We start from the raw sequence: 22,512 nt of genomic DNA, 5'->3' as shown, positions 1-22,512 counted from the left end.
TCCAGGTATTTATATGAATCAAAAGATATTTCGATATACTATACTGCATTGAATATCAAATCATCATGCATTACAAAAGGTTCGATTATAACTTTTTTAAATTAAAACAAGGTTTAACACAAAATAAGATTCAGCAATGGTAAATGGATGCGCAGTCTGACGCTTAAGCCGTTCCACCTACAGTAAGTGTATTAAGTTTTATAGTGGGTTGCCCAACACTCACCGGAACAGTCTGCCCCTCCTTGCTACAAAAGGAAACCCCCGTGTCTAATGCAAGATCATCCCCTACCATTGAAATATTCTTCATGGCTTCAATACTAGACCCAATGAGCGTAGCTCCTGTAACAGGGGTAGTCACTGCACCATTTTGTATTAAATAGGCTTCTGAGGTAGAAAAGACAAATGTACCAGATACAATATCTACCTGACCACTACTTAATTTTGCTATATATAATCCATAGTCGACACTTTCAATAATGTCTAGTGGTTTTGATGATCCTGATAGCATGTAGGTATTAGTCATACGGGGTATTGGTAAATGTGCGTAAGACTCACGACGACCATTACCAGTTGTACTTACGCCCATAAGTTGAGCATTCAATTTATCCTGTAAATAACTCTTTGCAATACCTTGTTCAATTAATACATTATATTGACCCGGTACACCTTCATCGTCAATAGAAAGAGAACCGGAGAGACCATAGATCCTACCATCATCTACTACAGTACAAAGTTCAGATGCTACCTGATCACCAATACGACCACTAAATATAGAATTTTCACGTCGGTTGGCGTCGCCTTCTAAGCCATGACCCACTGCCTCATGTAAAAGAACACCTGGCCATCCAGAACCTAAAACAACAGGAAGTGATCCTGCAGGAGCTGGCTGAGCATATAAATTCACTAAAGCCATGCGAACAGCATCTCGAGCCCATGCTTCTGCTCGCACTTCACCTTCTATGATATCTAAGAAAAACTTATAACCAAAACGACCACCACCACCACTTATGGCTTGTTCTAGTTTTCCCTGATCCTCGACTTTCACATTAATGAGCAATCCAATGAGAGGACGGATATCACCCGCTAACGTTCCATCAGTTGCTGCAACTAATACCTGTTCATATGAGGCTGTTAAATGGACCGAAACATCCTGAACGCGCTTATCAGTGGTGCGTGCTATATGATCAACTGCGTGAAGTAACGCAATCTTATCTTCAGGTGTGAGAGTATTCAAAGGGTTTTCATATGAGTATTGTGGAGGAGGTATCTCTTGTTTAAAGCAACCAATCTTTCCATTACCTTGCTCAAGCGCAATACTACGTGCAGAAATAGAGCTCTGATTTAAAGCCTTTAATGTGATGTCATTAGAATAAGCAAAACCAGTTTTTTCACCAACTATAGCGCGAACTCCTACTCCATGATCAATATTATGATAGACATCTTTAATAATTTTATCTTCTAATGTCCATGATTCATACGAAACATGCTGAAAATAAAGATCACCATAAGTGAGATTTTTCTCAGACAGGAAATCTAAAGTTAAAGATAAATCTCTTTGACTTAAGTGATTTTCAGCTAAAATATTTTCACTAATTAAGGTCATGTTCATGAATATCCGCTTAATATAATATATCTAATAATACTAATTATATCACTAAAAATACTACAAGTAGTATAACTATCATGTTGAATTCACCAAGATTATTTCTGTACGAATAAATGCATAATATAACGCTTATTTAAATTTATACTCATCTAATAAATAATATAAAAACAAATCTATATCACTATATAGCGATATAGAATAACGTAGCTATCACTAATGCATAAGATTCTTCTCGTAATCGGGGTACTTTACTATTTTAAACATACATATACTACAAATTTTAGTAATCTTTATGAGTGAAACGATAAATAGAAACACACGAACCCACGTGAGATGCATCAAATGCTATAACGTTCGATATGTCATTAAGATACAGCCATAGCACTATAGCTCATTAATCTTTGATAGCGACGATCAAGTAATTCTTCTTTGCGTAAAGTCTCTAACTCTGCTAGATCTACTAAAATTTGCCGTTTTATTGTTTCGCTAATTACTGATAAATTACGATGCGCTCCCCCCAATGGCTCAGGAATGACAGTATCAATCAATTTTAACTCTTTTAAACGAGTAGCAATGATAGCCATAGCTTCAGCAGCTAAAGAGGCCTTATCTGTGCTCTTCCATAGAATAGAGGCACATCCCTCTGGAGAAATCACTGAATATATACTGTATTGTAACATATTAACCTTATCACCGACACCAATAGCCAATGCCCCCCCAGAACCCCCTTCACCAATTACAGTGCAAATTATTGGCACCGAAAGCCTAGACATCTCACGCAAGTTACAAGCGATAGCTTCCGCTTGTCCGCGTTCTTCAGCGCCAATGCCAGGATAAGCACCTGGTGTATCAATTAGTGTAATAATCGGCATATGAAAACGCTGCGCTAAGTCCATTAGACGTAATGCTTTACGATAACCTTCCGGTGCTGGCATACCAAAGTTACGGCGAATTTTGTCTTTAGTTTCCCTACCTTTTTGGTGCCCAATGATCATCACAGGGCGCCCAGAAATACGTGCAATACCACCTACAATAGCTTTATCATCTGCATAAGCACGATCGCCGGCCAACTCATCAAAATCAGTAAATATAGTATTAATATAATCTAATGTATGAGGACGTAACGGATGCCGAGCTAACTGTGCAATTTGCCAAGCACTTAAGTTAGAAAAAATTTTACGTGTCATATAGGTGCATTTATCACGCAATCTATAAATTTCCTTATCAATATTACTGCGTTCTGGCTCCGCTGGACGGCAAATGTCTTTTAGAGAGTTAATTTTTTCTTCAATCTCCATAAGAGGTTGCTCAAAATCTAGATAATTGAGACTCATGATCATCCTATTTTAATAAAATTCTAATTTTACTTTATCCAATCCTATTAAGAGCCTTAAATCATTTAATAAGCCATCATGTAATAAAATTCTCCACGACTCACCAAAACATAATGTAACTCGGTAATTACTTCCTTGGTAGTGTAATTTCACAGAAGTACTTCCTGGACGATATGATGCCAATACATCATGTAAATTCTGTATAAACGTTAAATCTATGTTACTATTTCGTACAAAAATCGAAAGATAACGCGTATGTTGTGCACGAGCTATGTTAAGATCAGTAATCTTACGAGCTGTTATTTGCATTCCACCATAAAACCTATCGATACTCACCTGACCAGTAACAATTAAGACACGATCTTTATCTAAAAGGTATTTAAATTTATCCAATACATCGGGAAATAATTTTACTTCAATTTTACCCGAATGATCATCTAATGTACACACACCCATCCGCTGACCATTTTTTGTTGCTATAACCCGAGATGACACCACTACACCAGCAACAGTAGTCATTTCTCCTTTTTGAGTTGGATGTACATCTTTTAAGCGATGACCACTAATATAGTGCGAAATTTCTTCTAAATACGGATTAATAGGGTGACCAGTAAGGTAAAAGCCCAATGCTTCTCTTTCCCTTTCTAATTGAACATTTTCCGCCCAAGGTTTGACATTAAAATACCCTTTGCTAACTAAATCCTGTGAATCTAATAATACTCCGAAAATATCGGATTGTCCTATCTCTTCTGCCTTACTGTGTTGGTTGGCAGATTTAATAGCATCAGGTAGCGCACTTATTAAGGCGGCCCGATGTTGACCTAGGCAATCTAAAGCACCAGATGTAATCAATTGCTCCAAAACTCGACGATTAATTTTTTTAGTATTAATGCGTACACAGAATGAAAAAAAATCACAAAAACAACCGCCTTGATTTCTCGATTTAATAATTTCTGTAATTGGACCTAAACCAACCCCCTTGATAGCACCAAGCCCATAAACAATTTCTGATTTATCATTAACATAAAATTGATGTAATCCAGAATTTATATTTGGTGGTAGAACCTTTAAGCCTATTCGCCAACATTCATTTACTAAAACAACTATTTTTTCCGTATTATCTATGTCAGCATTCATTACTGCTGCCATAAATTCAGCTGGATAATGGGCTTTGATCCATAGCGTCTGATAAGATACTAAAGCATAAGCAGCAGAGTGTGATTTATTAAAACCATATCCAGCAAATTTCTCAACTAAATCAAAGATCTTTATTGCTAGTGTAGCATCTATGCCTTTTTCTTTAGCTCCTTGTTCAAAAATACCCCGTTGTTTAGCCATTTCTATAGGGTTTTTTTTTCCCATGGCTCGACGCAACATATCTGCACCGCCTAGGCTATAACCAGCTAAAACCTGAGCAATTTGCATAACCTGCTCTTGATACAAGATTATACCGTAGGTTGACTCAAGCACCGGCTGAAGCAACTTATGCTCCCACTGTATATCTGGATACGATATTTTTTCTCTTCCTTGCTTACGATTAATAAAGTTGTCCACCATACCGGATTGTAATGGTCCAGGACGGAAGAGTGCAACTAAAGCAATAATATCTTCAAAACAATCCGGCTGTAATCTCTTAATTAAGTCTTTCATGCCACGTGATTCTAATTGAAATACTGCAGTAGTTTCAGCATTTTTTAATATTTGAAAGCTTTTTTGATCTGAAAGTGAAATCTTAGAAATCTCAATCGATTTAAGACTATTTTTTTTGCGACGCGCATTAATCATTACCAACGCCCAGTCGAGAATAGTTAATGTTCGCAATCCGAGAAAATCAAATTTAACTAAACCAGTGTACTCTACATCGTTTTTATCAAACTGAGTCACTGGATTCTGGCCATTTTCGTCACAATATAATGGCGAAAAATCAGTAATTTTTGTTGGCGCAATCACTAAACCTCCGGCATGCTTACCAGCATTCCGTGTCACACCTTCTAGCTTACGCGCCATATCGATAAGAGATTTTACTTCTTCATCTGTATTATAGAGCTCCATTAAGCTAGGAGAGTACTTTAAAGCTTTTTCTAATGTCATACCTGGATCTGATGGAACCGCCTTAGCAATACGATCAACAAAAATATAAGGGTGCTCTAATACACGCCCTACATCGCGTATCACTGCTTTTGCCGCCATTGTACCAAAAGTAATAATTTGTGACACTGCGTGGCGACCATATGTATTTGCTACGTGTTCAATGACTAAGTCACGCTTTTCCATGCAAAAATCAATATCAAAATCAGGCATTGATATACGTTCTGGATTTAAAAAGCGCTCAAATAATAAATTAAACTCTAGTGGATCTATATCAGTAATTTTTAGAACATAAGCTACTAATGAGCCAGCCCCAGAGCCCCGACCAGGACCTACTGGAATTCCATGCGCTTTAGACCACTGAATAAATTCCATCACAATTAAAAAGTAACCAGGGAAGCCCATTTGATTAATCACCTGTAACTCTTTATTTAGTCGCTGCTTATAATGCTCGCGATGGAGCATACGTACATTTTGATCTGGAAAACGATGCGCTAAACGAGCCTCGAGGCCATACTGAGATTTTTGAATCAAATAATCTTCTGTAGATATTTTTCCAGTGGGAAACTGTGGTAAAAAATACTCACCAAGCTGAATAGTTACATTACAACGACGAGTGATTTCTATACTATTTTCTAATGCCTCAGGAATATCTGAGAAAAGTTTGCACATTTCCTCTTCGCTACGTAAATATTGCTGTGCACTATAGGAGACAGGGCGTTGAGGATCACCTAAAGTATATCCATTTTGTATTGCTACACGAATTTCATGAGCCTCAAAGTCTGACAAAGAGAGAAAACGTACATCGTTAGTGGCGACAACAGGAATAGTATAGGATCTTGCTAACTCTAGCGCTGCATATAAATATATCTCTTCATTAATTCTACCGGTCCGGCTCAATACAAGATAGTATCTGTTAGGAAAATTTTCTTGATAAAAGTTCAAGAACGCTTCTGCTTGTATTGTATTACCACGTAATAACATTTTACCGACATCACCTTGATGTCCACCAGATAGTAATATCAGACCTTCCTGATGGTCTAGTAACCAAGCACGCTCTATCGTTGGACCATGTGATCCATAACCACGTAAATAGGCGCGTGAAATTAAAAGCGTCAGGTTCTTATAACCTTGATTATTAGCTGCTAGTATCGTGATGTTGGCCAGTTCATTACCTATTATGTGGCAACTGATTCTAAAATCAGCACCTATGATTGGTTTAAGACCGTGCTCATGCGCTAGCTTATAAAACTTAATCAGACCAAATAGATTAGTAAAGTCCGTAATAGCAATGGCTGGCATCCCCATATTTGCTGCATGTATTACTAATGACGATATTTTTGTTAAACCATCTCTTATAGAGTAGTCACTACGGACGTGTAAATGAATAAAGCGAGGTTCTGGCATCTTAATTCCCATGCACGAATTAGAAACTAATTAAAGAAAGGAAAACTATTGTACTATCCGCAGGATTCAATAAGAGTATTGTGTAAGAAAATCACAACGATACATCCAATATAAAACAGGAATACAGAAAAAATATAAAACAAGTCTGTTAAAAAGAAAACACCATCAGTCAATGCAGACTACTTAGTCTTTCGCTATTAACTGATATAATAAATTATTTATAGCGATGTATTAAGAGACATGCAATGATAAGGTATAAATTTTTATTTTCACAATGATTAGTTTTATCTAAAATTTCAGTCAAAATATAAAAGATAAATACTCAAGATCTATATTCTGTCTAACTAGTGTAGACCTTGGAATCTAATTTTTATACTCATAACGTTATTTTTTGCTTTTAATCCTATTTTTAGGCATCTTTCTTTTCAAGAAACTTAAAAGTATTTACCAACATACTGCAGTGTGTTAGAGGTGTCATAGTCCGTTATCATATGGTTTATTAACTTAAAAATAAACGTCATACCGCCGTAACAGTTGACATGATCTTATGCAGTACCGAAATATACCGAAAATTTTATTTACAAATTTCAAGTACTGCCTCTGCAGCCTGCTCATTTGCGTTCCAACGTAGTTGCCGATGTAAATTAGAAAAGACATCAAACAATGGATAGCAGGTTTTCTTTTGACCTAAAAATAATTCTAATTCAGCAGAAAGCCGTGATGGTTGACAGTGATCCTGCAATAATTCAGGCACAAGCTCAAAACCTGCGAGGAGATTAGGCAATGATACATACTCTGTCTGCACTAATCGCTTAGCTAACCAAAAAGTAAGCGGGTTTACGCGATAAGTAACGACCATAGGGCATCTAGCTAACATGCACTCTAGAGTAACTGTACCAGAAGCAAGCAAAGCAGCATCACTAGCTTGCATTGCCTTGCGACTGTGTCCACCTAAATAACGCACTGGTAAATCTGGCGCGACTCGGGCTTTAATTGCTTTAAATTGCGATTGATGTTTAGCATGAATTAGCGGTACTAAAATCTCCAATGCTGGATATTTCTCTCGTAAAATCATTGCTGTTTTTAAAAAATCTGCACTTAACATGTCTATTTCAGAACTACGACTTCCAGGTAGTAACGATAAACATAAAGCGTTTTCTTCAATTCCAAGCTCATGCCGTGCAAATGATTTGTTCGGTACAATTGGCATAACATCTGCTAAAGCATGACCAATAAAACGACAAGGAATATTAAAATGATCATACAATCGTTTTTCAAACGGAAAGAGTAGTAATACAAGATCAGCTGCGCGTCCAATTTTAAAGATACGATTTTTTCGCCACGCCCATAATGCTGGACTTACATAATGAATAGTACGGATGCCTTGACGCTTTAGGTTTTTTTCTAATGTTAAGTTAAAATCCGGAGAGTCAATACCAATAAAAACGTCTGGTTTGAGGGTAATTAATCGACGCGTTAAGGCGCGACGAATACGCCATATACGACGTATATGGCAAAGTGTTTCAACAAACCCCATGACAGACAGATCTGACATATCATACCATGCCACACATCCTTCAAACTGCATCAGTGGTCCAGCCACCCCCACAAAATAAGCATTAGGATGTTTTTTTTTAGTGCATGAATAAGCCCAGCGCCTAGTATATCACCAGAAACCTCTCCAGCAACCAAGGCAATAATTAAAGATTGTGTATCCATAACTTAACGAATAATCCCCCTAGTAGAACGAGCAAAAAAATCATAAAATAGCTGAACTTCCGGATGTGAATGTGCAATGCTAGCAATCTCAGGTTTGACTTTATCAAGTGTTTTACCGCTGCGATACAGCATCTTATAGGCAGCGCGGATCGCGGTTAATGCCTCTTTACTAAACCCATGACGTTGCAAACCTACCACGTTAATCCCGAAAGGTCTTGCATGATTTCCTTGCGCAATAATATAAGGAGGAACATCCTGTGTCACACCAGAGCATCCTCCTACCATAACATAAGAACCGATAATACAGAATTGATGTATTGCTGTCATACCACCAATAATTGCAAAGTCATCAACATTTACATGCCCAGCTAATGTAGCATTATTAGATAAAATACAATTGCTTCCAATGATGCAATCATGAGCAATATGTGCGTTTACCATTAATAAATTATCATCACCAATACGTGTAATGCCTTCTGCTTGCACAGTACCACGATGAATAGTTACACTTTCACGTATATGATTGCGATCTCCAATCTCAACTCGTGTTGGTTCACCAGAATATTTTCGATCCTGATTCACATCGCCAACTGAAGCAAATGGCCAGAGAGTATTGTTTTTTCCGATAGAAGTATGACCATGAACTACCACATGTGATTTTAGAACTGTGCCAGCACCAATTCTAACATTAGAACCCACGACACAAAATGGATTAATTTGGACGCCAGCGCCAATTACAGCGCCTTCTTCAACAATGGAAGTAGGGTGAATAACGGCGGTAGTATCAATCACCAATTAAACCTCCCGGCTACGGGCACACATCATTTTTGCTTCACAAACAATTTTGCCATCAACGGTAGCATCACCTTTAAAACGTGTGAGCCCACGACGAGTTTTTTCAAAGTTAACTTCCATAATCATTTGATCGCCTGGAACCACTGGGCGTTTAAAGCGTGCTTCATCAATTCCTGCAAAATAGTAAAGTTCGCCCGATTCTAATTTGCCCATACTTTTAAATGCAAGAATACCAGTAGCTTGAGCCATAGCCTCTAAGATTAAAACTCCTGGAAAAATAAGTCTTCCAGGAAAATGACCTTGAAAAAACGGTTCATTTACTGACACGTTCTTCACTGCTCGTAAATATTTGTTTTTTTCAAATTCAATAACGCGATCAACTAATAGAAATGGGTAGCGATGCGGTAAAAGGTTAATGATCTCTTCAATTTTTAGGGTATGCATGTGAATAGTCAAAATACTCTTCCCGTCCTCAAAGCTAATCGCATCAATAATGAGACTTGTAAAAAATTATGATTTTTCCACAAAACCATAAATTATTTTTGTGTCCCTATACTTACTCTTAACTTCACATATTATTTTATCTACACTATATATATTATCTATACTATATATAAATTATGTGGTATTGTGGTTATTTTTTTATATTTTCAAATTTACGCTCAATATTTTTCAAGCGTTTTCTGATATCATCAATATTCATTACTAATGTCGCAGTTTTGCGCCAGGTTTTATTGGGTTGAATTGGGACGCCTGAAGAGTATATGCCAGGTTCCGTAATAGATCGCATTACCATACCCATACCAGTCACCGTGACTTTATCACAGATATCTATGTGTCCATTAATAACACTTGCGCCACCAATCATACAATATCGACCAATTTTAAGACTTCCAGCCATAATAACACCGCCCGCTACTGCAGTATTATTTCCGATAATCACATTATGTGCAATTTGACACTGATTATCTATAACAACATCATTACCAATTTTCGTATTATCGAGGGCGCCACGATCAATCGTGGTACAGGCACCAATCTCAACACGGTGCCCTATAATTACCGTACCTAAATGAGGAATTTTAACCCACTTGTCACCATCATACGCATAACCAAAACCGTCAGAACCAATCACTGTTCCTGATTGAATTAAACAATCCTGTCCAATTTCTACTTCATGATAAATAGAAACATTAGCCCACAATCGACTCCTGGAGCCAATATGAGTTTTTTTCCCAATAAAACATCCGGCACCAATTACTACATCATCACCTAATACAACATCAGATTCAATGACTGTATTAGCGCCAATTGCTACGTGCTTGCCCAGAAAAGCTGTCCGGTCAATCACTGCACTTTGCGCGATCCTTGTCGATGGTTGTGGTGTGCTATCAAATAATTGCGCTATACGAGCATACGCTAGGTATGGATCAGCCACCACCAATGAAGAACCATGAAAAAATTCAAGATCTGCCCGTTTTAACACCACCGCTGAAGCTTGGCACCCCGAAAGCTTTGTACGATATCGCTTATTGGAAAGAAAAGTTATCTGACCTCTTTGTGCAGACCGCATAGATGCAATACCAAAGATGGAAATTTCTCCGTCACCATACAATTCTGCATTTAACGCCTGGGCCAAATCAGCCAGTCGAATGAAAAACATAGATTATTTTACCTGCTTTAAAACATCAGCAGTAATATCTTTTTCTGAGGCAACATAAGCAACCGCACCTCGATCAAGTACTAAATCATAACCTTTAAGTTTAGCAACTTTCTGAACAATATTCTGAATTTTATATATAATTCTATCTCGCTCTTCTATTTGGCGACGACGATTGTCCTGATCAAAGACGCGAGCAGTATTATTAAATTCTTCGCGCTGTTTGATAATCTCTTTTTCCATTGCAAGCTGGTCACTTGCTTTCATAGTTGATCTATCACGCTGAAGATTCTGTATTTTAGTTTGCAAACCATGCTCCATACTTTGCAAGGCAATCGTTCGATCCTTAAATTCTTTTTCTAACTTATGTGTTACCACAGAAAGTTCTGGTAATTGCTGAAAAATATCAGAAATATTTACTACTGCGATTTTATCAGAAGCGTTAGCTGATACAGAAAAAATCAAAAAAAAACTCAGACTGACAACACGCAACACCTTTTTCACTATTAAGCTCCTTATGAACTTTTAATATTATTAATTATTATTACTACAGTTCTACAGTACAGAGTGCATCACTATTATGCCATGCTAACTAGACTCCTTTACTTCAGATTATCGCGCATGATTTAACTCTATTTAAATACTGTACTACCAAGTTTTTCCTATATAAAATTGAAATGGTTCCGATTTATCACCATGATACTTCTGAAAAGGATAAGCATAAGAGAATACCAATGGCCCAAGAGGTGACATCCATTGTAATGCAGCACCTGCCGAAATACGAATATTTCTAGGTTGACTATAATCTGGAATATGCAAGCGCATCATCTCCTTAGTCTCTTCCCAGTGCGTATCCCATAACATGCCAGCATCCACAAACAGAGAAGTACGTATTAAATTCACATATTTTGCATTAAGAAAAGGTGTGGGTGTTATTAACTCAGTACTTAAGACCACTAGAGCATTACCACCAACTGAATCTTCAGACTGACATATACTACTTAGTGAGCTACCAGTACACTTAGACTTAGATAAAGCATTATTATAATATACAGCCTTTGGCCCAATAGTGTTAGCACGTAAACCTCGTACTGTAGTTAAGCCACCGGCATAAAAGTTTTCATAAAACGGCAACTCCTTACTACCCAGACCGTCTCCATAACCCAGACGGCCGCGACACAATAGAATCCAGTCTTTCCTGAGATTTAATGGAAAATATTGTTGCATACTCATCATGATCCTATAGAAAGTATTGCTTGAACCAGGTATGGTTATTTTTCCATTCAGATTCGCATCATGCCCTCTAGTAGGAAAAAAACTACGATCTAATGTGTTATAGGTCCAACCATAGTTCAAAGTAATATCATCTGTAGAAAACTCTTCAGTAGTAGAAATTGAGGGGGTTTCACCATGAGCACGCAAATAGCGCCACATAGCAATTTGTGGTTTCATATCAGAAAGACTGTGGTGTAGATAACCGAAACCAAAACGGAGCGTATTTGCTTCGTTTAATGGAAAACCAAGCGTGCTATCCCCTCCATAATATTTATTAGTATAGTCTGACAAATCTGCAGCATGAGCTTTAAAATCATTATAAATTAAACGCCCGCCAAGACTCACGCCAAAAGCAGTAAAATAAGGATCAGTCAATGAGAGTTCAGCATACGTCATATAATCATTTTTTGTGCTGTTTATGCCGATCGCATTACCAGTCCCCAACCAGTTGTCCTGAGTGAGTCCAATCTGAAAATTCACACCGTTTTCTGTGCCATAGCCTACACCTAAGTTAATTGTGCCCGTGTTCCGCTCTTGTACTCTATACACCACATCTACTTGATCGAGGGACCCAGGAACCCGTTGTGTTTTAGCGCTAACTGAAATAAAATAGCCGAGACGATTTAAGCGCTCCTTTCCTTGATCAACCAGATCACGTCGTAACCACGCGCCTTCTATTTGCCGCACTTCACGGCGCAAAACAACATCTTTTGATACCTGATTACCCTCAAAACGTACTTGGCGCACGTAATATCGACTACCTGAATGAATAATAAAATTTAACTTTATGGTTTTTTGAATATCATTGATATTTAGATTAGTCTGAATCTTTGGATATACATACCCTTGATTTCCTAATATTTTTTTAATAGCGTCTTCTATGCGCAACGCATGCTCTCTATTATACAGAGCACCAATCTGCTCTGATTTTAAAGTCTGAACCTCTCTTGACTCTAGTTGTATATCGCTATTAATGCTAATATCAGATACTTGATACTGCTCACCTTCAGTTACATTTATAGTAATAAAAATACCTGTTTTATCTGGAGTCAGATTAACCTGAGTGGAATCAATATTGAAACGTGCATAGCCACGATTGAAATAGAAGCTTCGTAAGGTTTCCAAATCTTCATTGACTTTTTGTGTCTGATATTTACCATTACTAAACAGATGCAGCCAGGAAGCGTTATCTTTTAATTGTAAATGAGAGATAAGTTCATCCGTACTGAATATTGTATTTCCCACTATGTTAATTTGTTGAATTTTTGCAGATCTACCTTCAGAAACAAGCAATTTTAAATCAACACGGTTACCTGGTAATGAGGTTACAACAGCCTGAACGTTGGACCGATAATGACCAATGCTATAGTAAAAGTCCTCTAATCCTTGTTCAATCGCGGTAAGAGTAGCACGATCTAATGCCTTGCCAATACGTATACCAGAGGAATTTAAATGCTGTTTTAACATCTCTTCCTTAAGAATTTTATTGCCTGAAATAGTGATGCAAGCAATGACTGGACGCTCTTTAAGTTTTACAATCAGTGAACCACCATCACGTATCAGCTGCACATCATCAAAGTTTCCAGTTGCAAATAATGCGTGCATAGTCTTTTGAATATCCTCCTGAGAAGCCACACCTGCAACACGAATAGGCATATTTCGTAGTACAGATTCAACGGAGATCCGCTGCAGTCCATCAAAAAAAATATTTTTTACCACAAATCTATCCGCACTATATACAGTAGCGCTGCTCAAAAGCAGTGATGCTATGAGAAAATTTTTCATCGGCATCCTTTGATAAATGCATCCCAACTTTACATTATATATTTTATTACATAGCATAAAATTATATAATGTAAAAAAATTAAAAGCGCGATCAATCATTGAAAACATAAGCCCTTTCTTTAAAAAATATTGGACCAATGCAGTTAAAATAACAAGAAAGTTTATGAATGTGTTCAGGCATAGAGCTACCTATTATCTTTAATCTAAAGACAAAGTCTATTATCAATACCTAAACTAACGGTGAAAAATAATCAATCATCCAAAGATTGACGCTTAAAGAACGCTAGGAGCATGACGTAGACAATGCAGTAAGATTCTGTTAATCTCAACAGACACGTTATAATACTAAAATAAATCCATCGAAATTATGGAATGATCTCTCGCATATCCTGCATTGTTATATTCTCAATATTAAAACCTGCTTTTCAGTCATAAGTAGTTTCTTTTATAAATAAAAGCTATAATTCACGCCAATACAGTGTTCTATACGTAACAGGCAGTAACAGGCATAAAGCTGATGTAACCCCAAATCCTGCAACAGGATTAAACTTTTTATAAGATATGGTTCTGCTAAAAATGAGAAAAGCTATATCTTATAATCGCATTGCTTAACTGCTAATTCTAATAGAGTTTATCTATCGGAGTGATTCCACTCTAACACGCTGAAATGCTCTAAGGGCAATCATAACTAAATTATTAAAAAATATCTTTCTCTAGTCTTATCGGCTGGCTATAAAATACTGTTGTATCTCCAGTACCAGTGATCTAGGCAGATAAGCCTATAGCAGATAAGCCTATAACATACATACAAATACACTGTGCTTTCAGTAGCAATAACAGCAATTCTTCAATGATCTATGCATCATTAAAATATTTTTGTTAACAACTCTTCTAGGACTGACTCTACTAAGACTCTAGATGCCGGTTCGCAAACTGACCCTTGGATACTATCAATATATTTTTATTTGCATGCATTCAGATACATTACATGCCTAAAGCAATGTTGACTTGACTGTAGTAACAGCAGAAATTCAGCAAGTAATCACTAAATACATCTTAAATATGACCAGAATAGGTTCTGTCTAGTACGCCAGTATCTAGAAATCACACTCGTAATTGACGAAGAACTTTATTTTTATACCTCGCAAGAGGTTGTATCATTCATGCTGATCTAAAGGCTCACGCAATTCTCAATAGCTATGTACTGATTGAATCTAAATAAATGCACCTAATTGATATTATAAATCAAATCTATTCAGCATTGTGTAACTCTATTACGATGTAAAAATACTTTCCTAAAAACTCACTGCTCCAAACTAATAGAGCATGAGATTATTTTACTAGGTACTGATTCACTATCTAAAATGTAAACAATCATGTGCTGTGATAAAATAATTTTTATACCATTTTATGCCAATAGAAGTTAATACGTTTAAGATGCTACTAAGGTAGTATACTATCCTTAGATAGTACCTGCAATAATCAACTTAGATAGTACCTGCAATAATCAACTGCAGACTAGCAAAAACTGGAGCTGCAGCACTTAGGCTATCAATACGATCTAGTATACCACCATGTCCAGGGATTAAGTTTCCGCTATCTTTGATACCAACTGTACGTTTAAAAATGCTTTCGCTTAAATCACCCAGAACAGAAGCAAGCACAGTTAATATCGAACATAACAACAGGCTTATCGGTGATATATGCAATACTGTTAGTCGGCTAAATAGAAAAAAAATCACATACGAGCTAAGCAGTCCACCTAATAAGCCTTCCCAGGTTTTTCCTGATGAAATTTTTGGCACTAATTGATGCCTTCCAAAAACCTTTCCAAATAGATAAGAGCCAGAATCTACCCCCCAAACTAATATTAATAAATATAGGAGGCGCCACGCGCCGACAGCATGATCTAATTGATAGTGATACTGACGAATCATTAGCATACCACAAAAAAACGACCAAATAGTTAATAAACCAAATAAAATAGCTAAAATTCGTGAAGTTCTCCACAAAAAGGCTGAGGAAGGGTAAAATATTACTAAAGGTAATACCAATATCCACCACCATATTGCAACCCATAGCACATCAGGGATGCGCAACCAATGTATCCGCTCCAGAGAATTACCAGATAGCATATCCAAAGTACTAATACATAACATTAACCCACATAACAGTATGAACAACACTCGATGATAAAAAAGAGATAAGCCCGCCAAAGGACACCATTCCCATGCAGCTAACATGCTTATTAAAAATATAATGATACCAAATGCCAAGATAGGTAGGTAAAATATTGCTCCAATAATAATTGGAATAAATATTAGTGAGGTGATACATCTCATTCGTAACATCCTACCGCCTCAGTTCTTATCAACATTTAAAGAGTGGCGCCACCAAATCTACGCTCTCGTTTTGCAAATGCATTGAGCGCACCTTTAAAAACGTCCTTATCAAAATCAGGCCACAGTGTGTCTGTAAACCAAAATTCTGCATAAGCCACTTGCCATAATAGAAAATTACTAATACGATATTCTCCTCCGGTCCTGATTACAAGATCAACAGGTACCATCGTACTTAAGCATAAATGTGCGCTTAATGTTTTTTCTTCAATTTCATCTGGACGCAGAAGACCATCTTGCACTTTTTCGGCCAACGTCCGCACTCCATGAATGATATCCCAGCGCCCGCCATAATTAGCAGCAATATTTAGTATTAAACCTTGATTATTTTGAGTTTTTTCTTCCGCACAGCGGATACAATCTTGCAAGCGATGACTAAAACGGGTAGTGTCTCCAATAATATTCAAGCGAATATTATGTTTGTGTAAATTTTTAACTTCTGTATCAAGAACTAACACAAATAACTCTAATAACGCTATCACTTCCTGACTAGGACGATTCCAATTGTCACTGCTAAACGCATATAACGTTAGTGCATCCAATTGGTAACTTACAGCATAACTAACAGCACGCCGTACAGATTCAGCGCCTGCCTGATGACCAGACATGCGTAATTTTCCTTGTTTTTTTGCCCAGCGACCATTACCATCCATAATAATTGCTACATGACGGGGCTTAACCATATGCATCTGCTGGTTCTTGTATTGCAATTGATCTTCGGATGACATCACACGTCATGCTTCCCTTAATTCAGAATTTTATAACTTCTAAAAATCTTGCTTTATTAAAGCTAAGCTAGCATAATATAATGCATAATTTTATAAAAACTATTAATACAATACGAGTTAAAATTCATAAATAATCGTAAGTTAAATTATCATAGATCGTTTTCCGCTCAAGCGTGGTAATATCTCCCATGCTATAGATCTCGCTTCACTATCAATAGCAAGTACCGCATCAACGCTATCCGGTTCACAATAAGACAAAGTGTCTAAAACTGCAGAATTCAGTGAAATAATATCAGTAAAAGCTATTCCTGATGCTAAAAATGCTGCTACTGCAACCTCATTAGAGGCGTTCAATATCGTAGTAGCTGCCTGTCCCGATTGACTGGCCTGAATAGCGAGCTTAAGACAAGGATAGCGAACATAATCAGGTTCTAAAAAAGTCATTGCTGAAATATGATGAAAATTCAGCCTTGGAGCTCCTGAACTCACTCGCTGAGGCCATCCCATACCATAAGCAATGGATGATCGCATATCCGGAACGCTCAGCTGTGCCGTTATACCACCATCCAAATAACGAACCATGGAGTGTATAATAGATTGTGGATGGATAATCACTTCTATCTGCTTATCAGAAGCATTAAAGAGCCATCTTGCCTCAATGTATTCTAAACCTTTATTCATCATAGTAGCTGAATCAACAGATATTTTACGCCCCATCAACCAATTTGGATGGGAACATGCTTGATCTGGTGTCATATCACGCAACTTCGATAAGGGGGTGTCGCGAAATGGACCTCCTGATCCTGTAAGAATAATACTCTCAATACCGTTATCCTCTAGAACACCAAACCCTAACTGAGTCTGTAAAGATGCGGGTAAGCTTTGGAAAATGGCGTTATGCTCACTATCGATAGGTACAATCTGAGCCTGAGAGGAGATGACCGCCTCTAGAAAAAGTCGACCACATGTTACTAATGATTCTTTATTAGCCAGCAAAACTTGTTTACCAGCCTGAATAGCAGATAAAGTAGGCAGCAACCCTGCTACTCCTACAATTGCAGAAACCACCTGATCAACATCATCCAAAGCAGCCATATCACAAATGGCCTGGTGACCATGTAATACCTCAGTGGCAATATGAAGATAATGCAATTGAAATCGTAATTCACACGCAGCTTTTGCATCTAGCATAACAGCGAAATCCGGACGAAATTCTAAGCATTGCCGCATCATCCCTTCCACATTTCGTCTAGCTACTAAAGCTTTGACGGTAAATAGCTTACGATTTTCTCGAACTACAGATAGTGTGCTACTACCGATAGAGCCAGTTGAACCAAGGATCGTTAATTGCTTCATACGTTTACTTAGTATAATCCAAACACAGTCGTTATTGCAAAAAAACGGATAGTTAGTCTAATTTGGAATATTTTACATAGTACCAACACATAACTACTGTGCTAAAAATTTTAAAAATCTAATATATCCTTCTCTTTATCTAACAGAATTCTATCTATCTTTTTAATAAAAAGATCAGTGATTTTCTGTACTAGTTCTTGTGCGCGCCGATCCTGTTCCGAACTAATTTTTTTCTGTTTTAAAAGCAGCTTAATGTTATCATTGGCATCACGCCGTATATTACGAATCGAAATTTTCCCCTGCTCAGATTCACTACGTGCTAGTTTAATCAGCTTATGTCGACGCTCTTCGGTTAGCGCTGGTAACTGAACGCGGATATCTATGCCTACTGTCTGCGGGTTAAGACCTAAGCCTGAAGTTATGATTGCTTTTTCAACTAAAGAAATGATAGATCGATCAAATATATTGATCTTTAATGTACAGGAGTTTTCTACAGTAATATTACTTAATTGAGATAAGGGGGAGGGCGACCCGTAATAATCAATGACGATACCGTCAAGTATAGATGCCGATGCACGCCCGGTACGAATTTTTCTAATATTTTGTATAAACACTTCCACGCATTTTTTCATGCGTATTTCGACGTTATGCTGAATATCATTAATCACTCTGAAAACCTTAAAGTCTATTTATATTACCGCTATGTTCAGGAACTGCAAACACAATCTGTCAGTGACGTATCACTCTCATTAGATTGGCAGTGCCTACCTTAATGCTCGTTATGTATGTATATTAAATAAAAATTAATTTGTGATTAGAGTGCCTTCTTTGTTGCCCATAAGTATACGACGTAGAGCTCCTGGCTTGTTCATATTAAATACACGAATGGGTAGTCCATGATCACGCGCTAAGGTAAAAGCTGCTAAATCCATTACTTTTAGGGCACTGCTTAGTACTTCTGAGTAAGTGAGTTTTTCATATAAAACTGCCTCCGGATAGCTGTTTGGATCAGCAGAATAAACACCATCTACTTTAGTAGCCTTAAGTACTGCATTGGCCTTAATTTCAATACCACGCAAACAAGCGGCAGAATCAGTAGTAAACAATGGGTTACCAATACCTGCTGAAAAAATAACTACGTGATTTTTCTGTAACAGACTATTAGCCTTGTCCCAGCAATACGTATCGCAAACACCATTCAGAGGGATCGCGGACATGAGCGTAACCTTCATATAAGCACGACACATAGCGTCTCGCATTGCCAAACCATTCATTACTGTTGCTAGCATTCCCATTTGATCACCTACTACACGATTCATGCCAGCTCGTGCTAAACCGGATCCCCGAAATAAATTACCACCGCCGATAACTATACCTACCTGAATACCTAATGCTACTAACTCTTTAACTTCTATTGCCATACGATTTAATGCACCAGCATTGATTCCAAAACCCTCAGGACCTTGAAATGCCTCACCGCTTAACTTTAGCAGGATACGTTGATATACAGGTTTTATATAGGTCGCCATAGTCGTGTCCTAGACGATATCTGTAATCAGGAATTCTAGGTTTTACTAGAATTATCTTTAAAATCTCAGGGAATGATGTGTAGTGAAGATGAGATTGTTATTGAATAGTTAGATTTAAAAATCAACGATCTAATCTCAATGATGATTCTCGTGAAACTATTTTGTGACTTGAATTAATTCTGAAACTTCTGTTGCAAAATTTAATATGTTTTTCTTGATCCCCTCACCTACCTCAAATCGTATAAAATTATTAACAACAGCATGCTCTTCTGCAAGGTATTGGCTGACATCTTTATTTGAATCTAAAATAAATGGTTGACTAGTTAGAGATATTTCTCGAATAAATTTTTTCATCCTACCTGTAACTATTTGTTTAGCGATCTCTTTAGGTTTTCCGGATTTCATTGCAATCGCTAATTGAATCTGGTACTCTTTTTCTAAAACTCCAGATGATACATCTTCTGGTGTAATAAATTCAGGCTTGCTTGCTGCAATATGCATAGCAATTTTTTTCGCAAGGCCTGCGCTTGCTCTAGTCAGAGAAACTAACACACCAATACGTTCACCATGTAAATATTGTCCTAAGACTGCACCTTCTAAAGAAGCTATGCGTCGAATATTAATATTTTCACCAAAGTGAGAAATTAAAGACATGCGCTCCTCCTGAAACCGCTCTTCTAGTTTTTTGATATCCATTACCTTACCTAAAACAGCAGCGTCAAGTACTTTATCAGCAAATAGTTGAAAACTAGTAGCCTTAACTACAAAATCTGTCTGACAGTTAATCTCTAGCATGACACCATAATTCCCTATGATTTTACCTCTAACTACACCTTCTGCAGCTATATTGTTCGCCTTTTTTGCTCCTTTAATGATACCCGCTTGACGCATATATTTTATGGCTAAATCGATATCACCATGCGCATCAGTGAGCACTTTTTTACAATCCATAATACCTGCGCCGGTGCGTTCTCGTAAATCTTTTACTAGAGCAGCAGTAATCCTAACCATGCTTTTCTCCTAGATTAACCCGCATCACATTCATCATACGTGCGTGTATGCAATACATCACAGCATGCCTGAAAAACATACTAATTCCTTCATTAAAGAATTATATAATAACTACCAGGAAAAGTCAAAATCTCAAGACCTCTTGAGATCATTGCATCATAATAGCTATCCCCTCATAAATAATTTTATAATAACTATTCCCTCATAAATCACTATTTACTTTACTTATCATTACTTATCGAGAGATAAAATATATCTAGTACATTAAAATAATAGCGCAACAGTTATTTAGATTTTATTTTTGCCTCAATTATATTCTGGATAACCCTTTACGAATAGTAGCTTCTACTGTTGTAAGATATAAGTTGATAGCACGAATAGCATCGTCATTTCCAGGAATGACAAAATCCACACCAGCTGGATCAGAATTTGTATCTACAATCGAAAATACTAAGATACCTAAATTATTTGCTTCTTTAATGGCAATATGTTCATGATGAGCGTCTACAACAAAGAGTGCATCTGGCAGACCACCCATATCTTTAATCCCACCTAAACTATTTTCTAGCTTAGCTAACTGACCAATACGAATCAGTGCTTCTTTTTTGGTTAGCTTCTCAAAAGTGCCATCCTGAGACTGAATTTCTAACTCTTTTAACCGCTTAATAGACTGACGCACTGTTTTCCAGTTAGTCAGCATGCCCCCCAACCAACGGTGATTAACAAAAAATTGATCACAGCTCAAAGCGTGCTTCTTAATAGCGAGATTTGCCGCACGCTTAGTACCAACAAACAAGATTTTACCTTTACGAGTAGAGATCTTTGTAATTTCAGATAAGGCTTCATTAAACATGGGAACAGTTTTCTCAAGATTAATAATGTGCACCTTATTGCGAGACCCAAAAATAAAGGGTTTCATTTTTGGATTCCAATATCGAGTCTGGTGACCAAAGTGTACCCCTGCTTGTAGCATTTCATGCATAGAAATAGTTTCCATAATTACCTCTATAAAATAGACAATACTCATTATATTGATATGTGGTTAAAATTACACATCTCCAATAAAAAAACCTATTAGCTTTAAACTAAATAGGCTCTTCAGAATTACATCAGTAAATATCTGTGATAGCACGGAGCATCCTGTACGCGTAGCTTTTATATCACATAAGTAATCACAAGCAATAAATGATTGCATGTGCATATAGTGTAATTTACTGTAACATTGTCACTATTTAGTGTAATGCGACGCGATCACACTGCGTGTTTACATTTTCACTACATGTCGACGCTATTAAACTTCAATCATCATCAAACAAAACGTGCGTAATGTAAGATACTATTATCTACAGTATTGTATTTGATTGTACTAGTATCTATGACAGTTTAGATTACTGCTTATGAAAAGTACTTATCGACAAAATAAAGCATAACATAATAACATAAGCGATAAGAAATAAATGTAGATCTTGCGATACACATAGAGCGATTTATGCAGTATAATATAGATTATTAAGAACAGTTCTTATACCTACTAATATTTATTATAACTAAATTTACGATAACTATCGTATACGAAGTACTCTATATGAAAGCAACATGACTGCTGTATGTAGCACACAGTAATATGCACAAGTGTCTATCATTAGATACGGTTTTACCGACACTAAAAGTTGGTTTAGCATTTCATTTAGAGAGAGATGTTAGACGCATTGTACAGCATGAAGATGCATAGTGTGTGACATTGTGATCGCTTGCTTTAATATATACATCTTAACCAAGATAGAGTACCTCAAGATAGAGTACCTAACGTATCTAACTGG

Annotated in this window: 15 protein-coding genes and 1 pseudogene; all 16 read right to left on the bottom strand. The window is 37.0% G+C overall.

The window, feature by feature from the left end:
- Positions 1 to 163: 163 nt before the first annotated feature.
- A complete protein-coding gene (gene tldD, locus CIPSTX3056_RS01020) occupies positions 164 to 1,609 on the bottom strand; it encodes a metalloprotease TldD (RefSeq protein ID WP_072666110.1) in 1,446 nt (481 codons plus the stop codon).
- 362 nt (positions 1,610 to 1,971) lie between these two features.
- Positions 1,972 to 2,940, bottom strand: a complete 969-nt coding sequence (accA, locus tag CIPSTX3056_RS01015) for an acetyl-CoA carboxylase carboxyl transferase subunit alpha (RefSeq protein ID WP_072666109.1) — start codon at positions 2,938 to 2,940, stop codon at positions 1,972 to 1,974.
- Positions 2,941 to 2,952: 12 nt separating this feature from the next.
- Entirely contained in the window at positions 2,953 to 6,435 is a 3,483-nt protein-coding gene (gene dnaE / locus CIPSTX3056_RS01010) for a DNA polymerase III subunit alpha (protein ID WP_072666108.1), read from the bottom strand.
- Between the two features lie 574 nt (positions 6,436 to 7,009).
- A pseudogene (gene lpxB, locus CIPSTX3056_RS01005) lies at positions 7,010 to 8,154 on the bottom strand (lipid-A-disaccharide synthase).
- A 3-nt stretch (positions 8,155 to 8,157) separates the two neighbouring features.
- On the bottom strand, positions 8,158 to 8,946 hold the full coding sequence (gene lpxA, locus CIPSTX3056_RS01000) for an acyl-ACP--UDP-N-acetylglucosamine O-acyltransferase (RefSeq protein ID WP_072666519.1): 789 nt from the start codon (positions 8,944 to 8,946) through the stop codon (positions 8,158 to 8,160).
- 3 nt (positions 8,947 to 8,949) lie between these two features.
- A complete protein-coding gene (gene fabZ, locus CIPSTX3056_RS00995) occupies positions 8,950 to 9,405 on the bottom strand; it encodes a 3-hydroxyacyl-ACP dehydratase FabZ (protein ID WP_157883603.1) in 456 nt (151 codons plus the stop codon).
- A gap of 178 nt (positions 9,406 to 9,583) precedes the next feature.
- Positions 9,584 to 10,612 (bottom strand): UDP-3-O-(3-hydroxymyristoyl)glucosamine N-acyltransferase, encoded by a 1,029-nt coding sequence (lpxD, locus tag CIPSTX3056_RS00990; RefSeq protein ID WP_072666106.1) that lies wholly within the window; start codon positions 10,610 to 10,612, stop codon positions 9,584 to 9,586.
- A gap of 3 nt (positions 10,613 to 10,615) precedes the next feature.
- The gene (locus CIPSTX3056_RS00985; RefSeq protein WP_072666105.1) at positions 10,616 to 11,113 is read right to left on the bottom strand and encodes an OmpH family outer membrane protein; all 498 of its coding nucleotides are present in this window, start codon (positions 11,111 to 11,113) and stop codon (positions 10,616 to 10,618) included.
- Positions 11,114 to 11,257: 144 nt separating this feature from the next.
- A complete protein-coding gene (gene bamA, locus CIPSTX3056_RS00980; RefSeq protein WP_072666518.1) occupies positions 11,258 to 13,675 on the bottom strand; it encodes an outer membrane protein assembly factor BamA in 2,418 nt (805 codons plus the stop codon).
- A 1,481-nt stretch (positions 13,676 to 15,156) separates the two neighbouring features.
- Complete coding sequence (locus CIPSTX3056_RS00975) at positions 15,157 to 16,020, bottom strand: phosphatidate cytidylyltransferase (RefSeq protein WP_072666104.1); 864 nt, start codon at positions 16,018 to 16,020, stop codon at positions 15,157 to 15,159.
- A gap of 26 nt (positions 16,021 to 16,046) precedes the next feature.
- Positions 16,047 to 16,796 (bottom strand): polyprenyl diphosphate synthase, encoded by a 750-nt coding sequence (gene uppS / locus CIPSTX3056_RS00970; protein WP_072666103.1) that lies wholly within the window; start codon positions 16,794 to 16,796, stop codon positions 16,047 to 16,049.
- 141 nt (positions 16,797 to 16,937) lie between these two features.
- Positions 16,938 to 18,152, bottom strand: coding sequence for a 1-deoxy-D-xylulose-5-phosphate reductoisomerase (ispC, locus tag CIPSTX3056_RS00965; RefSeq protein ID WP_072666102.1), 1,215 nt, complete (start codon positions 18,150 to 18,152; stop codon positions 16,938 to 16,940).
- A gap of 110 nt (positions 18,153 to 18,262) precedes the next feature.
- Positions 18,263 to 18,820 carry a ribosome recycling factor gene (gene frr / locus CIPSTX3056_RS00960; protein ID WP_072666101.1) on the bottom strand — a complete coding sequence of 186 codons (558 nt, stop codon included), beginning with the start codon at positions 18,818 to 18,820 and terminating at the stop codon, positions 18,263 to 18,265.
- 135 nt (positions 18,821 to 18,955) lie between these two features.
- A complete protein-coding gene (pyrH, locus tag CIPSTX3056_RS00955) occupies positions 18,956 to 19,681 on the bottom strand; it encodes a UMP kinase (protein WP_072666100.1) in 726 nt (241 codons plus the stop codon).
- A gap of 156 nt (positions 19,682 to 19,837) precedes the next feature.
- Positions 19,838 to 20,692: a translation elongation factor Ts gene (gene tsf / locus CIPSTX3056_RS00950; RefSeq protein ID WP_072666099.1), complete on the bottom strand. Its 855-nt coding sequence runs from the start codon at positions 20,690 to 20,692 to the stop codon at positions 19,838 to 19,840.
- Positions 20,693 to 21,002: 310 nt separating this feature from the next.
- Positions 21,003 to 21,689 carry a 30S ribosomal protein S2 gene (gene rpsB / locus CIPSTX3056_RS00945; protein WP_072666098.1) on the bottom strand — a complete coding sequence of 229 codons (687 nt, stop codon included), beginning with the start codon at positions 21,687 to 21,689 and terminating at the stop codon, positions 21,003 to 21,005.
- Positions 21,690 to 22,512 lie beyond the last annotated feature (823 nt).

This window comes from Candidatus Erwinia haradaeae (assembly GCF_900698965.1).
Taxonomy (GTDB): Bacteria; Pseudomonadota; Gammaproteobacteria; order Enterobacterales; family Enterobacteriaceae; genus Erwinia_E; species Erwinia_E haradaeae_A.
This window is presented reverse-complemented; position numbering and strand designations above follow the sequence as displayed.